This is a genomic window from Streptomyces sp. NPDC050439 (assembly GCF_040655335.1).
GTDB lineage: Bacteria > Actinomycetota > Actinomycetes > Streptomycetales > Streptomycetaceae > Streptomyces.
This window is the reverse complement of record NZ_JBFAJT010000002.1, coordinates 684,611-699,347: the sequence shown is the minus strand read 5'-3', so window position 1 is coordinate 699,347 and position 14,737 is coordinate 684,611. Positions and strand designations below refer to the sequence as shown.

The 14,737-nt window shown below is 72.8% G+C and carries 14 protein-coding genes; 8 read left to right on the top strand and 6 right to left on the bottom strand.

All coding sequences use genetic code 11. The annotated features are described in order from the left end of the window. The first annotated feature begins 63 nt into the window (after positions 1-63). The 6 genes from AB0I66_RS10335 to AB0I66_RS10310 all read left to right on the top strand — a co-directional run bounded on the left by AB0I66_RS10335 (position 64) and on the right by AB0I66_RS10310 (position 5,832). Complete coding sequence (locus AB0I66_RS10335; RefSeq protein WP_363207331.1) at positions 64-1,023, top strand: ATP-binding cassette domain-containing protein; 960 nt, start codon at positions 64-66, stop codon at positions 1,021-1,023. Continuing rightward, entirely contained in the window at positions 1,020-1,856 is an 837-nt protein-coding gene (locus tag AB0I66_RS10330; protein WP_363207330.1) for an ABC transporter permease subunit, read from the top strand. Before AB0I66_RS10335 ends, AB0I66_RS10330 begins: the two co-directional genes overlap by 4 nt. Positions 1,857-1,990: 134 nt before the next feature. After that, positions 1,991-3,334, top strand: coding sequence for a hemolysin family protein (locus tag AB0I66_RS10325; protein ID WP_363207870.1), 1,344 nt, complete (start codon positions 1,991-1,993; stop codon positions 3,332-3,334). After that, positions 3,331-4,353, top strand: a complete 1,023-nt coding sequence (locus tag AB0I66_RS10320; protein ID WP_363207329.1) for a hemolysin family protein — start codon at positions 3,331-3,333, stop codon at positions 4,351-4,353. The genes AB0I66_RS10325 and AB0I66_RS10320 overlap by 4 nt, the downstream gene beginning before the upstream one ends. Before the next feature lie 133 nt (positions 4,354-4,486). Continuing rightward, positions 4,487-4,894, top strand: a complete 408-nt coding sequence (locus AB0I66_RS10315; protein WP_363207328.1) for an N-acetyltransferase — start codon at positions 4,487-4,489, stop codon at positions 4,892-4,894. Between the two features lie 101 nt (positions 4,895-4,995). After that, on the top strand, positions 4,996-5,832 hold the full coding sequence (locus AB0I66_RS10310; protein WP_363207327.1) for a DUF1206 domain-containing protein: 837 nt from the start codon (positions 4,996-4,998) through the stop codon (positions 5,830-5,832). Positions 5,833-5,844: 12 nt separating this feature from the next. Here AB0I66_RS10310 and AB0I66_RS10305 read toward each other — a convergent pair whose 3' ends face one another. After that, positions 5,845-6,450, bottom strand: a complete 606-nt coding sequence (locus AB0I66_RS10305) for an MBL fold metallo-hydrolase (protein WP_363207326.1) — start codon at positions 6,448-6,450, stop codon at positions 5,845-5,847. An 81-nt stretch (positions 6,451-6,531) separates the two neighbouring features. Between AB0I66_RS10305 and AB0I66_RS10300 the strand changes: the two genes are divergently transcribed. Next, positions 6,532-7,488, top strand: a complete 957-nt coding sequence (locus AB0I66_RS10300) for a helix-turn-helix domain-containing protein (RefSeq protein ID WP_363207325.1) — start codon at positions 6,532-6,534, stop codon at positions 7,486-7,488. On the opposite strand, the gene AB0I66_RS10295 is transcribed toward AB0I66_RS10300, so the two are convergent. The 3 genes from AB0I66_RS10295 to AB0I66_RS10285 form a co-directional block, all read right to left on the bottom strand. Beyond that, entirely contained in the window at positions 7,485-8,273 is a 789-nt protein-coding gene (locus tag AB0I66_RS10295) for a VOC family protein (protein WP_363207324.1), read from the bottom strand. The genes AB0I66_RS10300 and AB0I66_RS10295 overlap by 4 nt on opposite strands. Before the next feature lie 93 nt (positions 8,274-8,366). Continuing rightward, on the bottom strand, positions 8,367-9,995 hold the full coding sequence (locus AB0I66_RS10290; RefSeq protein ID WP_363207323.1) for a sigma-70 family RNA polymerase sigma factor: 1,629 nt from the start codon (positions 9,993-9,995) through the stop codon (positions 8,367-8,369). Between the two features lie 239 nt (positions 9,996-10,234). After that, positions 10,235-11,125, bottom strand: a complete 891-nt coding sequence (locus AB0I66_RS10285; RefSeq protein ID WP_363207322.1) for an alpha/beta hydrolase — start codon at positions 11,123-11,125, stop codon at positions 10,235-10,237. 127 nt (positions 11,126-11,252) lie between these two features. Here AB0I66_RS10285 and AB0I66_RS10280 point away from each other — a divergent pair, with 127 nt between their 5' ends. Further along, positions 11,253-13,211, top strand: a complete 1,959-nt coding sequence (locus AB0I66_RS10280) for a BTAD domain-containing putative transcriptional regulator (RefSeq protein ID WP_363207321.1) — start codon at positions 11,253-11,255, stop codon at positions 13,209-13,211. Positions 13,212-13,214: 3 nt separating this feature from the next. Here the strand turns inward: AB0I66_RS10280 and AB0I66_RS10275 are convergent, their stop codons facing one another. Together AB0I66_RS10275 and AB0I66_RS10270 are read right to left on the bottom strand one after the other, a co-directional pair. Beyond that, positions 13,215-13,640: a MarR family winged helix-turn-helix transcriptional regulator gene (locus AB0I66_RS10275; protein ID WP_363207320.1), complete on the bottom strand. Its 426-nt coding sequence runs from the start codon at positions 13,638-13,640 to the stop codon at positions 13,215-13,217. A gap of 64 nt (positions 13,641-13,704) precedes the next feature. Beyond that, positions 13,705-14,667: an electron transfer flavoprotein subunit alpha/FixB family protein gene (locus AB0I66_RS10270; protein ID WP_363207319.1), complete on the bottom strand. Its 963-nt coding sequence runs from the start codon at positions 14,665-14,667 to the stop codon at positions 13,705-13,707. Positions 14,668-14,737: the final 70 nt, after the last annotated feature.

Sequence of the window (14,737 nt, the reverse complement as noted above, 5' to 3'; positions counted from 1 at the left end):
GGAGTAGTCGCCGACTCCCGGCGGCAGATGTCAGGGGCGCCCGGCCTTCGTAGCGTCGACGGCATGATCGAAGCACGGGAACTCACCAAACGGTACGGCGACAAGGCGGCTGTCGACCGGCTCACCTTCAGCGTCCGCCCCGGCCGCGTGACCGGCTTCCTCGGCCCGAACGGCGCCGGGAAGTCGACCACCATGCGCATGATCCTCGGCCTCGACGCGCCGAGCGGCGGCACGGTCACGGTCGACGGGCGGCGCTACGACCGCCTCACCGCGCCCCTGCGCGAGGTCGGCTCGCTCCTGGACGCCAGGTCGGTGCACGGCGGGCGCACCACGCGCCGGCACCTCCTCGGCCTGGCCCGCAGCAACGGCATCGGCGCGAGCCGGGTCGACGAGGTGCTCGAGGCGGTGGGCCTCACGGATGTCTCAGGACGGCGGGCCAAGGGGCTCTCCCTGGGCATGGGCCAGCGCCTGGGCATCGCGGCGGCGCTGCTCGGCGACCCCGGCACACTCATCCTCGACGAACCGGTGAACGGCCTGGACACCGAGGGCATCCGCTGGATCCGCGACCTGCTCAAGTCCCTCGCCGCGGAGGGCAGGACGGTGTTCCTCTCCAGCCATCTCATGAGCGAGATGGAACTGACCGCCGATCACCTCATCGTGATCGGCCGCGGGCGTCTCCTCGCGGACACGGACATGCGGGACTTCATCGAGACCAACTCCCAGGGCGCCACCCTGCTGCGTACACCGGACTCCGAGGCGCAGCGGATGCGGGCTCTGCTGGAGACGGCGGGCGCGTCCGTGCGTCTGGACGCGCGGGGCGGCTGGCGGGTGGGCGGCCTGCGGCCCGCCGAGATCGGCGAGCTGGCCCGCACGCAGGGCCTGGCCATCCATGAACTCACCCCCGTCTTCTCCTCCTTGGAGGAGGTCTACACCGACATGACGCGGACCTCGGTGGAGTACCGGGGCACGGCGACGACGCCGCACGAAGCCGCGCCGTCCAAGGGAAAGGAACCGGTCCGATGACGACGACAGCGACGACGACGGCGACGACGAAGACGAAAGCGAAGGCGAAGGCGAAGAAGAAGGCGAAGAAGAAAACCGCCCCGCCCACCCCCGGCTTCCGCGCGGCCCTCGCCTTCGAGTGGACCAAGTTCGCGAGTCTGCGCTCCACCCGCTGGACCCTGCTGGTGACCGGCGCGCTCACCGTCGTCGGCGCGGTGTTCGTCGGCCTGAGCGGCAGCCTGCAGCCCGACGACACGGTGCTCGGCGGCAGCCTCACCCTCAGCGTCGTCTCGCTGATGGTCGCGGGCACGGTGGGCGCGCTGACCATGTGCGGCGAGTACGCGAGCGGCACCATCACCGCCACCCTCACCGCCGTACCGCGCCGCCGCCGGGTGCTGGCCGCGAAGGCGACGCTGCTGGCCTGCCTGCTGTACGCCACCGGCCTTGTCTCCTGCACGGTGGCCTATCTCCTCGGCGGCGCGGTCCTGGAGGACGGCACGTACGCCCAGGGGGAGCCGATGCCCGCGCTGCTCGGCATCGCGGGGCTCTTCGCGCTCGTCGGTCTCATCGGCCTCGCGGGCGGCACCCTCCTGAAGCACTCGGCCGGGGCGGTCGTCACGGTGGTCGGCGTGCTGCTCCTGCCGTCCCTGTTCGGACCGCTGCTCGGCGACCTCCAGCGCTGGGTCGCGGGCGCGACGCCCACCGCCGCCCTCGAAAAGCTCACGCAGACCTCGGACGCGAGCCCGGAGACCGTCGGCAGCCTCGGCGCCTGGCCCTCGCTCGGCCTGGTCGCCGCGTACACCCTGCTGCTCCTGGGCGCGGCCGGGTGGCGCCTGCAGCGAAGGGACGCCTGACCCGGCACTTTGCGATTCTTTTACAGTGGGTGTAGAAGTAAGGCGTACCGGGGAGTCACGCCTGACGTGGCGAGCCGCCCCGGTCCCGCCGAGAATGACCGGCACGCCCCTTCGTCGGAACGGAGCCACCGTTGCTGTCCGCCGTCCTCGGCCTCCTGGCCGTCCTCGTCCTGACCGCGGGCACCGGCTACTTCGTCGCGCAGGAGTTCGCGTACGTGGCCGCGGACCGCCTCGCTCTCGCCCGTGAGGCGGAAGCGGGCGACAGGCGGGCCGCCCGTGCCGTCCAGGTCCTCGGGCGCCTCTCGTTCATGCTGTCGGGTGCCCAGCTGGGCATCACCGTCACCGGACTGGTCGTCGGCTTCCTCGCCGAACCGTCCGTGTCCGGGCTCCTGAGACCCGCCCTGGACGGCACCGGCCTCTCCGACGGCGTCGTCTCGGCGCTCTCCGTGGTCCTCGGCTTCGTCTTCGCCACGGTGCTCCAGATGGTCCTCGGCGAGCTCGCTCCCAAGAACCTCGCGCTCGCCGTGCCCGAACGGCTCGCGAAATCCCTCGCCGCCTCCACGCTGGCGTATCTGAAGGTCGTCGGCCCCCTCGTCCGCGTCTTCGACGGCGCGGCCAACCGGCTGCTGCGCCGCATCGGCATCGAGCCCGTCGAGGAGCTGCACCACGGGGCCACGCTCGAAGAGCTCAGCCACCTCATCGGCGAGTCCCACGAGCACGGTCAGCTGCCGCGCGAGAGCGCCGAACTCCTCGACCACGCCCTGGAGTTCACCGAGCGCACGCTGGACGAGGTGATGGTGCCGCGGGCGGACGTCACGTTCGTGCGCAAGGACGCCACAGCGGACGAGGCGGTGCGGCTCATCGCCCTGCACGGCCACTCGAACTACCCCGTCATGGGCGACCACCCGGACGACGTCGCGGGCGTCCTCGGGGTGCGCGAGCTGATGCGCCTGCCCGCCACCCGCTTCGACCGTGCCACGGCGGGCGGCGAGGCCCGCCGCGCCCTGCTGCTGCCCGACACCCTGCCGCTGCCGGGCGCGGTGGCACAGATGCGCGAGCGCGACGACGAGTTCGCGGTCGTCCTCGACGAGCACGGGGGAGTGGCGGGCATCGTGACGTACGAGGACATCGCCGAGGAACTCGTCGGGGACATCGCCGACGAGTCCGACACCGTCGTGGAACTGGCGGTCGCGGACGGCACGGGCTGGTTCGTCGACGCGGGCCGCCGCCTGGACGAGGTGGCCGCCGCGACCGGCATCGGCCTGCCCGAGGAGGACGACTACGACACCGTGGCCGGACTGATCGTCGACCGGCTCGGCCGCTTCCCGGCCATCGGCGACCGCCTGACCGTGGAGCTGCCCGACGGCAGCCGCGTCGCCGTCGCCGTACTCGGCCTCGATCGCCACGTCCCCGAGCGCGTGCGGATCGAGCGCCTGCCGACGGCGGACGCGCCGACCGCCGAGGAGGCCCCGGCATGAGCTTCCCCCTGGCCGTCTTCGTGACCGTCCTGCTGCTGATCGCCAGCGGCTTCTTCGTCGCCGCCGAGTTCGCCCTCGTCGCCGCCAAACACCACCGCATGGAGCGCGCGGTCGCCGCCGGACAGCGCGGCGCCAAGTCCGCGCTCGCGGGCATGCGGGAACTGTCCCTGATGCTCGCCGGGGCCCAACTCGGCATCACCGTCTGCACCCTGGGTCTCGGCTCGGTCTCCAAGCCCGCGATCTCCCACGAACTCGACCCGCTCCTGGCGAAGCTGGGCCTGCCCGCCGGGCTCAGCTACGGCATCGCCTTCGCGCTCGCCATGATCGTCGTGGTGTTCCTGCACATGGTCGTCGGCGAGATGGCCCCCAAGTCCTGGGCCATCGCCCACCCCGAGCGGTCGGCGATGCTGCTCACCCCGCCCTTCCGGGCCGTGGTCAAGGTCGTGCGCCCGCTGCTCACCGTCCTCAACAAGGTCAGCAACGCGCTCGTGCGGCTCTGCAAGGTCACTCCGCGCGACGAACTCACCTCGGTGCACAACCGCGAGCAACTCGCGCACCTGGTCGAGGAGTCGTGGCGGCTCGGCCTGATCAGCGACGCCGACTCCGGCCTCATCACCACCTCCCTCACCGCGCCGCTGACCGCGGTGGGCGACCTCCAGACCGCGGCCGCGCAGATCACGTCCGTCCCGGCCGACGCGAGCATCGACCAGGTCCTGGAGACGGCCGCCGCCAGCGACCGCACGCGTCTCCTCGTCACGGACGGCGCCACCGTCCTCGGCTCGGTGCACGCCCGCGACGCGCTGGTCGCCCGCGCCCGAAGCCGCGCGCTGACCGCCCGCGAGCTGGCGCGGCCCGTCCCCGAGCTCGCCGCGGACGACACCGTCGCCCACGCCGTCGAGGAACTGCGCCGCCGCCGCGCCTCGCTCGCCGTGCTCTGCGACGAGTCGGGCCGGCTCACCGGTCTGGTCAGCCTGGACGACCTGCTGGCGCGCCTGATGGAACCCCGGCAGCCGGTCTGAGGCCGCCGATGAGCCCCCTGCCGGTACGCGCGCAACTCCTCTCCCCGGCACGCCCGAGGCGCCGTTCCCGGCAGGAAAAGCCACCCTGTACGGGGATATACGGGGGTCGTTTCCTGTGGCTAGTGTGCGGGCGGTGAAGTTCCGAAGACCGCCTCCTCCCTGCCCGCAGGCGGTCACCTACCGATGCGCCCCCGCCATGGTGGCGGCGGGCCGCCAGGTCGTCACGCTCCTCGACTCCGGCGGCCGGGAGATCGGCCACCTCGTCCACCAGGTGTGCCACCTCTGCGCCGCCGCCCACGTCAACACCATCGCGATCGCAGGGCCTTGGCAGGGCCTCGGCCTGGGGCGCGAGGCACTCCACCGCGCCACGGACCCCTGGCCGGGCTACGCGTGGACCACCTCCCGGCAGTCCGCGGACGGCCGGAAGTTCTTCGCCGCGATGGCAGAGGAGACCGGCACGGACTTCGTGCCGGGCGCCCCGGGATGCCCGCACATCAGCGCCCGGTCACGCGAGTCGAGTACCGGGGGAACGTCCCTCTGAGGCCCGGGCGGCGTGACGCATCCGTCAGGAATGTTCGGCCGCCGACGGGGGCACTCGGTGACCGGGCGCGTACCGCGCGCAGACGGTTCTGGGAGGACACGATGACGCTGTCTCGAGTGCACATACGAGGCTGGAAGAAGAAGCCCTTGGTCGGCCGCTCGGCGGAGAACGAGTCGCTGACGGCGGCGGGCCGCGCGGGCTTCGTCGCACGGGGTGTCGTCTACGTCCTCATCGGCGCGCTGGCCCTTGGGATCGCCTTCGGCAGCAGCGATGAGGAGGCCGACCGACAGGGCGCGCTGGCCCAGGTCCGCGAGCAGCCCTTCGGCGAGGTCATGCTGTGGGCGCTGGTCGTCGGCTTCGGCTGCATGGCCCTGTGGCGGGGCGCCCGCGCGGTGGGGCGGCGGGGGCCCCACCGCAAGGCCCCGTCCCGGGCACTCGACGGCGGCAGGGCGGTCTTCTACGCCTTCGTCTGCTGGGCGACCGCCTCGTACGCGGCCGGCGGAGGCCAGGGTTCCAGCGGTGACGCCAAGTCCCAGGACTGGACGAAGACCGCGCTGGAACTTCCCTACGGCCGCTACCTGGTGGGCGCCGGGGGCTGCGTCCTGATCGGCGTCGGGGTGGTGCTCGCCGTACGGGCGATGATGCGCAGCTTCCTGAAGCAGCTGGACCTCGGTTCCCTCAAGGGCCGCAAGCGGCAGGTCGTCACGACCCTGGGCGTGACCGGCGGTGTGGCGCGCGGCGCCGTGTTCGCCGCCGCGGGCGTCTTCATCGTGACGGCGGCCGTCCAGTTCGACCCCGACGAGGCCAAGGGCGTGGACGCGACGCTCCGCAGCTTCTCGCACACCCCCGCGGGCCCCTGGCTCCTGGCCGCCGTCGCGGCCGGTCTCATCCTCTACGGCGTCTTCTCCTTCGCCTCCGCGCGCTGGCGGCGGCTCTGAGGACACCGCCGCCTAGACCGGCGCCGACTCGTCGGCCTTGAACGCGCCGCCGTGGCCCGGCACGATCACGTCGGCGGTGGCAAGCACCCGCAGCCGTGACGTCCGCAGTGTCGTGAGGTCCGGGGAGACCGGGTCCTCCACCGGGCCGTTCGGACGCCACCACAGGTCGCCCACGAACGCGATGGTGCCCTCGGCGGTCCCCGCGAGCAGCGTGATGTCCTCGCGGCTGTGTCCCGGAGTGCGGATCAGCCGCAGGGACGGGGTGAGTTCGAAGCCCTCGGCGTCCCGGTCGGTCCACTGGTCGTTCTCGTAGATCGCCTTGTGGTCGTGGACCCGGGCCCGCCCGAACAGGCCCACGTTCATGGTGTTGTCCGGGTGGTGGTGGCTGAGCACCACGTCGGTGATGTCGTCCGGGCCCAGGCCCAACTCCGCGAGCGGGCCCAGGATCCGGTCCCGGCTCGCCACCATGCCCGGGTCGACGATCACATGCAGGTCGCCGTCGCGTACGTAGGAGACCGTGGCGGCGACCCCGGGGCCGGTGGAGCCCGTGTAGCCGGTGGTCAGGATCGTGTAGGTGGCGCTCTGGGCGAGGGGTGCGTCTGTCGCTGTGTTCGTCATGCCCATGAGTCTTCCGGTCGGGCGGCCCGGCAACGAGTGGCCCTTCTGCCACTGATCGCAGGAAACGTGCCACACTCCCGTATGCCGCCTTTCGTGACCATCGCCGCCTACGCCCCGACGGGCGTCGGCATCCTCGGCGCCGGCATCGTCTCCGAGGTGTTCGACGAGCGGGGCGCGGGTCTGCCCCGCTTCGACTTCGCCCTGTGCACCGACCGGCCCGGGCAGGTCCGCACCGACGCGGGGGTGCCGATCACCGTGGAGCACGGCCTCGACCGGCTCGCCGCCGCCGACCTCGTGATCGCCCTGCCCTGGGCCGACTTCCGTACGCCGCCCGCGCCCGCTGTCCTCGACGCGCTCGTCGCGGCCCACGAGCGGGGCGGCCTTGTCGCGGGGCACTGCGTCGGGGCGTTCGCGCTGGCCGCGGCGGGGCTGCTCGACGGGCGGCGCGCGACCACGCACTGGCGGTTCGCGGAGCTCCTCGCGGGGCGGTATCCGCACGTCACCGTCGAGGCCGAGGCCCTCTACATCGACGAGGGGCAGGTCGTCACGGGCGCGGGAGCGGCCGCGGGCTTCGACCTCAGCCTGCATCTGCTCAGACGGGAGTACGGGGCGGCGACGGCCAACACCATCGCCCGGGACCTGGTCCTGCCCTCGCACCGCGACGGCGGCCAGGCCCAGTACCTCGCCGCTCCCGTCCCCGAGGACTGCGGGGACGACCGTCTCGCCGAGGTGCTCGACTGGGCCCGCGCGCATCTGCACGAGCCGCTGCCGGTCGCGGAGCTGGCCCGCCGCGCCCTGATGAGCAGACGTTCCTTCGCCCGCCGCTTCTCGGCGGCGACCGGCACGACCCCGCACGCCTGGCTGGTCAACCTGCGGCTGAGCAGCGCCGAGGAACTCCTGGAGACCACGGACCTGCCGGTGGAGGAGGTCGCCCACCGGGTCGGGTACGGCAGCGCGGCCGTCCTGCGCGAGCAGTTCGTACGCCGCCGGGGCGTGCCCCCGCGTTCTTACCGCCGCGCCTTTACCCGGGCGCCCTAGGTGAACGAGGGCATCTCGCCCTCCGTGGTCGTCAGGTCGATGACGCTGAAGATGGCGTCCTGCTGGTCGGCGACCGTGGCGAAGCGGCCGAAAGGGCTGTCCATCGGCCCGAAGAGCAGCCGCCCGCCGAGCTTGGTGACGGTGGCGATCGCGGCGTCGCAGTTGTCCACGGCGAAGTGCACGTTGATGAACGGCGGCACGTCCGGCGGGAAGTCCTCGGTCATCCGCAGCCGGCCGAGCACGGCCTGCCCCTCGATCTCGAGGACGCTGAAGTCGACGTCGTCGACGTCCATCCGCTTCATCCCGAAGGGAAAGACGGCGGGCAGGAACGCGTCCGTAGCCGCCGGGTCCCGCGTGGTGAGCTCCGCCCAGCAGTACGCGCCCGCCTCGCCGGTCTTCTCGAAGCCCTGGTGGGCGCCCGGCTGCCAGACGCTCAGGTAGGCGCCGCTCGGCTCCTGGGCCAGCACCATGGTGCCGAATTCGCCGATCTGGGTCGGCTCCATGGCGAGGGTCCCGCCGTTGTCACGGATCCTGGCGGCTGTCGCCGCGGCGTCGGGCGAGGCGAAGTAGAGGTTCCAGGCGGCGGGCCCCTCCACGCCCTGCATCTGCGGGACGACGGCCGCCACGGCCTTGCCGTCCGAGCGGGCCTGCGTATAGCCGCCGTGCTCCTCCGAAGCGGAGTCGAACGTCCAGCCGAGCAGCTCGCCGTAGAAGCTCTTCGCGGCCGCCACGTCGGGGAACATCGCGTCCGCCCAACAGGGTGTGCCTTCCGGGTACGCCGACATCGCGAGGCCTCCAGTTCCGGCGGTTCCTGTTGCCTTCACGCTATTGGAGTGAAGGCACCCGCGCCCGTCGAAACCCCGGCCCCGTGGGCACGGCTACCGCGCGCCGAAGTTCTGTGTCCACCAGGGGCCGCCGCTGCCCTGCCGGTAGCCGACGCCGATCTCCTTGAAGGAGCAGTTGAGGATGTTGGCGCGGTGGCCGGAGCTGTTCATCCAGGAGTCCATCACGGCGGCCGGGGTGCGCTGGCCCGCGGCGATGTTCTCGCCGTAGGTGGTCCACTTGTAGCCGGCGGCCGTGACCCGGTCGCCGGGGTCCTTGCCGTCGGGGTTCGTGTGGTCGAAGAAGTCGCGCTCCGCCATGTCGTCGGAGTGGCCCTGCGCCGCGTCGTCCAGCTTGCTGTTGAGGGTCAGCGGGCCACAGCCGCTCTTGGCGCGCTCGGCGTTGGCGAGCCGGGTGACCTGCTCGCCGTACGAGTTGCCGGCCGGGGCCTGCGGGGCCTGGGGCGGGCTGCTGGTGCGGGTGGGCTTCGGGGTGGTCGCCTTCGGCTTCGGCGCCTTGGTCTTCTTGGAGGGCGTGGCCTTGGGGGACGCCTTCTTCGAGCGGCTGGGGGAGGCGGAGGGGGACTTGCTCGGCTTGGCGGCCTTGGTGGACGGAGCCGCCGAAGTGGGCGGCTGTGAGGCGGTCAAGGGCTGCGCCTCGGTCTTCTTGTCGTCCGAGGGGCGCGTGGCCGAGTAGATGACCCCGGTCGCGACGACGAGCACGGCGACCCCCGCGGCCACGGTCCGGCCCTTGCGCGGCGTCCGGCGGCGCTTGGCGGCATGTCTCGCCGAGGCCCGGGAGCCGGATATCTCGTACGTGTTGCCGCCCGTGGAGTGCGTGTCGGGCGATATGTGCGGTGAGCCGGCCGACAGGTGCTGGGTGTGGGCCGCGCTCACCGCGCGTATCGCACCGGGAGCGGCGAGCGCGGCGGACAGCGGCACCAGGGCGAGGCCCACGAGGAGGCGCTCGGCGAGCACCAAGCCCGCACCGTGGCCCGAGCACATCGGACAGTCACGGACGTGCCGGGCCAGACGCTTGCGCCAGAGGGCGGACGGCGTGCCGTCCCACGGCGCCACCACTTCGCGCAGGTACACGCACCGGGGGTCCGCGGCGAGGGCGCGGACCACGATCCGGGCCGTCTCCAGCTGCGTCTTCATCCGCTGCACCCGCACCGTGGCGTGCTGCGTGGGCAGCTCCATCGCGGCGGCGACCTCCGGCCGGGTCAGCTCGCCGGAGACCTCGAGCCACCACAGGGAGAGGAGCGCGCGGTCGTCGGTGTCCAGCCACCGGGTCGCCTCGGCCACCTCCTTGCGCTGTCCCACCAGGCCGAGCCGGATGATCGTCAGGTCGACGAAGTCGGCGCCGGGGTCCGCGACGTCGTGCGCCTCGTGAAGGGGGCTCGGGCTCTTCTGGCCGGACGCGCGCTGAGCCCAGTGCCTGCGGACCTCGTTCATGGCGATGGCCACGAGCCAGGACCGGAAGCTCGCCGGATCGCGGAGCGACGACAGACCGGCGAGCGCGCGCAGCATGGTCTCCTGCACGACGTCGTCGACGTCGGCATGGCCGTCGAGGGCCCGCCCGACGATGTTGTAGACCAGCGGCAGGTATCCGGCCACCAGCTCGTCCTGCGCCTGCTGGTCCCCGGTCTGCGCCGCCGTCACCAGAGGATCGTGTTCACCGATCATGGACTGCCTCACTCGCTTTCGTCGTCGGCACGTTTGGCCTTACACCTGGGAGATCGCGTGAGCGTACGGAGATAACAGAAATCCGCGAACAGATATCCGGGCCGAGTCGGTGAGCATACGCACCCGCCGGCCGGAGGAGGGCACGCATGGCCTTCAGTCCGGCATACCGGATATCTGCCGCTTCCGCACCGTTCGATGAGCTGAACGACGATGCCGGCCGGCCGGCGCGGTACGAGGGCTCAGCGCTTGAGAAGGTCCCGCAGCGCACCGGCGATCTCGTCCGGCGCTTCCTCGGCCATGAAGTGGCCGCAGGTGACAGGGGTGTGCCGCAGGTCCGGCGCCCAGGCGCCCCACAGCGCCGCCGCGTCGAAGCCGAGCGCGGCGCCCCAGTCCTGCTGGAGCACGGTGACCGGCATCCGCAGCGTGCTGCCGGCGTCCCGGTCGGCACGGTCGTGCCCGACGTCGATCCCGGCGGTGGCGCGGAAGTCGGCCACGATCGAGGGCACCGCGGCGCGGCAGGCGTTCAGATAGGCGGCGCGTACGTCGGCGGGGATCGCCCGCGGGTCGTTCGCCCAGATGTCGAGGAAGTGACCGAAGAACGCGTCCGGGGCGGCGGCGATCAACTGCTCAGGCAGACCGGGGGGTTGGGCCATCAGATACAGGTGGAAGCCGACGGCGGCGGTGACGCCGTGCATCACGTCCCACATGTCTAGGGTGGGCAGCACGTCGAGACAGGCCAGGTGCGTGATCGTGCCGGGGTGGTCGAGACCGGCGCGGAAGGCGACCAGCGCGCCCCGGTCGTGCCCGGCAAGCGCGAACCGCTCGTGGCCGAGGGCACGGGCCACGGCGACGACGTCGGCCGCCATGGTGCGCTTTGAGTACGCGGTGCCGTCGGTCTCCGCGGGTTTGTCGCTCGCCCCGTAGCCGCGCAGGTCGGGGCAGATCACCGTGTGGTCCGCGGCGAGGTCGGCGGCGACGTGCCGCCACATCAGATGGGTCTGCGGGAAGCCGTGAAGGAGCACGAGCGGCGGCCCCGAGCCGCCGACGGACACATGCAGGCTGACACCCTCCGCGACGGGCACGCGGTGGTGGCTGAAGTTCTCGATGGCAGGGGCGAGGGCAGGGGTCACGGTCGCGGTCCTTCGTGGTGGCGGAACAGGTGCTCCCGAGCCTGCCGGGCGTCGATGAGCATCCGATGAGCGCGCTACCGTGACCAGGGGCGATGCCCACGGGAACAGGTGGAAAGGCTGGTCAGGCGTGCAGGTCACGTTCGGGGTGCTCGGGCCGGTGGCGGCCTGGGACGGCGCCGGGGGAGCCGTCGCGCTGAAGGGTCCGCGGCACCGCGCGGTGCTGGCCCGGCTGATCGTCGCGCGCCGCCGCGTCGTCCCGGTCGCCCGGCTGGTCGAAGACCTGTGGGAGGACCCGCCCCAGGACGCGGTCGGCACCGTACGCACCTTCGTTGCCGCGCTGCGCCGAGCCCTGGAACCCGGGCGCCCGCCCCGCACGCCCGCCCGGCTCCTCGTCACCGAGGGCCCGGGGTACGCCCTGCGCGCCGAGCCCGCCACGGTGGACGCCTGGCGCTTCGAGCAAGCGGTGACCGACGCGGCGAACCTGCCGCCGCGGGAGGCCGTCGACCGCCTCGCGGAGGCGCTCGGGTGGTGGCGCGGCCCCGCCTACGCCGAGTTCACCGAAGAAGCCTGGGCCCGCGCCGAGCGCTCCCGCCTGGGCGAGCTGCGCCTGCACGCCGTCGAACGCCGGGCCGCGGCACGGCTCGACCTGGGACGCGCCGCCGACGCGGTGCCCGACCTCGACGCGCACGTGGCCGAGCACCCGTGGCGCGAGGACGCCTGGCGGCTCCTCGCCCTCGCGCTCTACCGCACCGGCCGCCAGGGCGACGCGCTCGCGGTCCTGCGCCGGGCCCGCGCGCTCCTGGTCGAGCAACTGGGCGTGGACCCCGGCCCCGCGCTGCGCCGCCTGGAGGCGGACATCCTCGGCCAGGCCCGCCACCTCGACCCCGAGCCGTCCCGGACCGGTGGCGCGGCGGAACAGGTGTGGGCGCGGGCCACCACCGCCTACGACCGGACCGTGGCGTCCGGCGCCCGTGCCCGACTGGACTCGACGGTGAGCCTGCTGCGCAACCTGGCGGTCACCGGGGGCGGCGGCCTCGAAGCCGCGCGCGAGCACCGCGTGGCGGCCGTCGAGGCGGCGGAGGAACTGGGCGACGCGGAACTCACCGCCCGCGTGATCGGCGCGTACGACGTCCCGGCGATCTGGACCCGGGTCGACGACCCGCGCCAGGCCGCGCAGGTCGTCGCGGCGGCCGAACGCACCCTGGCCGCGCTCCGGCCCGACGCGCACCCGGCGGCGCGGGCCCGCCTGCTCGCCACGATCGCCCTGGAGTCGCGCGGCACCAGATCGGCGCGCGGGCCCCAGGCCGCCCGGCAGGCCGAGGAGATCGCCCGCCGGCTCGACGACCCCGGACTCCTCGCGTTCGCCCTCAACGGCCTGTTCATGCAGAGCTTCCACCGCACGGGCCTCGCCGCGGACCGGGACACGATCGGCGCCGAACTCATCGCCCTGTCCACCCGGCACGGGCTCGCCACCTACGAGGTCCTCGGCCACCTCATCCGGCTCCAGGCCCGCAGCGCGCTCGCGGACTTCCCGGCCGCCGACGCCCACGCGGCGGCAGCGGATCTCCTGTCGGACCGTCATGAACTGCCGCTGGTAGGGGTGTTCACGCAGTGGTACGCGGCGCTGCGGCTGGCCGCGACAGGTCAGACCCCGGCAGCCGAGGCCGCCTACCGCGAAGCTGCCGGGCGACTGGACGGTTCGGGCATGCCTGGCCTTGAGCGCGGACTCCTGCCGCTCGCGCTGCTGTGCCTGGACCAGGGGCAAGGCGCCGGCGCGGACTGGGGCCCGTACGAACCCTGGGCCCGCCCTCTGGTGCTGCTGTCACAGGACCGTCGCGGCGAGGCGGCCGAGGTGTTGCGCCGCATCCCGGACCCGCCCCGCGATCTGCTGCAGGAAGCGCTGTGGTGCCTGGCGGGGCGAGCGGCGATCGCCTTGGACGAGAGGGAGACGATGGAACGCGCTCATGCCGAACTCATCCCAGCGGCAGGCGAGTTGGCGGGAGCGGGCAGCGGTCTGCTCACCCTGGGCCCGGTCGCACGGCACCTTGAGGACCTGGCCTCGGCTCTCCGCCGTCGTCGCGGGTGAACCTCAAGAGCCCTGCGCGCCCTGGACGTTGGCCACCATCGCGCGCAGTACCTTCAGCGCGGCCACGTACTCCTCGTCGCTGATGCCCTCGTGCACCACGGCGCGCAGCACCGTCATCACCTCGCGCAGCCGGAGCCTGGCCGCCTCGCCCGCGTCGGTGAGGTGCAGGCGCTGCCCGTCGTCGGCCTTGAGCCAGCCGCGGTGCAGCAACTGGTCGACGACGCGCGAGATGTCGTGGGGCCCGTCCGCGAGCGGGGTCAGCTGACCGGCCACTTCCTCGCGACTCGGCGCCGTGGAGCCGCCGTTGACGCGGTTGAGCACCCAGTACTGGGGCTGTGTGACGTCCATGCGGGCCAGCGTGTCGCGCAGATGCCGGGTCACCGCGTCGTGGGCCAGGCTGCTCCAGTAGCCGATGGGATCCCGGCACATGGGCCGCACAGAGTTCAGCCCGGCGGCGCGGTGTCCGCGCGGCCGGGCTGAAGTGCGAACAGGCTCAGCCCTTGCGGGTGTTGACCTCTTCGGTGAGGGCGGGGACGACGTCGAAGAGGTCGCCGACCACGCCGTAGTCGACCAGGTCGAAGATCGGGGCCTCGGCGTCCTTGTTGATCGCTACGATCGTCTTGGAGGTCTGCATGCCCGCCCGGTGCTGGATCGCACCGGAGATGCCCGAGGCGATGTACAGCTGCGGCGACACGGACTTGCCGGTCTGGCCCACCTGGTTGGAGTGCGGATACCAGCCCGCGTCCACCGCAGCACGCGAGGCGCCCACCGCCGCACCCAGCGAGTCCGCCAGGGACTCGATGAGGTGGAAGTTGTCCGCGCCGTTCACACCACGCCCGCCGGAGACCACGATGGCGGCCTCGGTCAGCTCCGGACGCCCCGTCGACTCCCGCGGCGTACGCGCGGTCACCTTGGTGCCGGTGGCCTGCGCCGAGAACGACACCTCAAGGGCCTCCACGGTACCGGCGGCCGGGGCGGCCTCCACCGCGGCACTGTTGGGCTTGACCGTGATGACCGGCGTGCCGGTCGAGACCCGCGACTTGGTGCTGTAGGACGCGGCGAACGCCGACTGCGTGGCCACCGGACCCTCCGCGGAGGCCTCCAGGTCCACGGCGTCGGTGATGATGCCGCCCTTGATGCGCAGCGCCAGACGCGCCGCGATCTCCTTGCCCTCCGCCGAGGAAGGCACCAGCACGGCGGCCGGGGACACCGCGTCGTAGGCGGCCTGCAGCGCATCCACCTTCGGCACCACCAGGTAATCGGCGAGCTCGGCGGCATCATGGGTCAGCACCTTGACGGCGCCGTGCTCGGCCAGCGCGGCCGCGGTCTCCGCCGCGCCATTGCCAAGCGCGACGGCGACGGGCTCGCCGATGCGGCGGGCCAGCGTCAGCAGCTCCAGGGTGGGCTTGCGGACGGCACCGTCCACGTGGTCGACATAGACGAGAACTTCAGCCATGAGACTTCTTCTCTCCTGCACATACGAGAAAGGGGGGGCGGATTTCAGGGGCTCGGCTTCACCCAGAGCC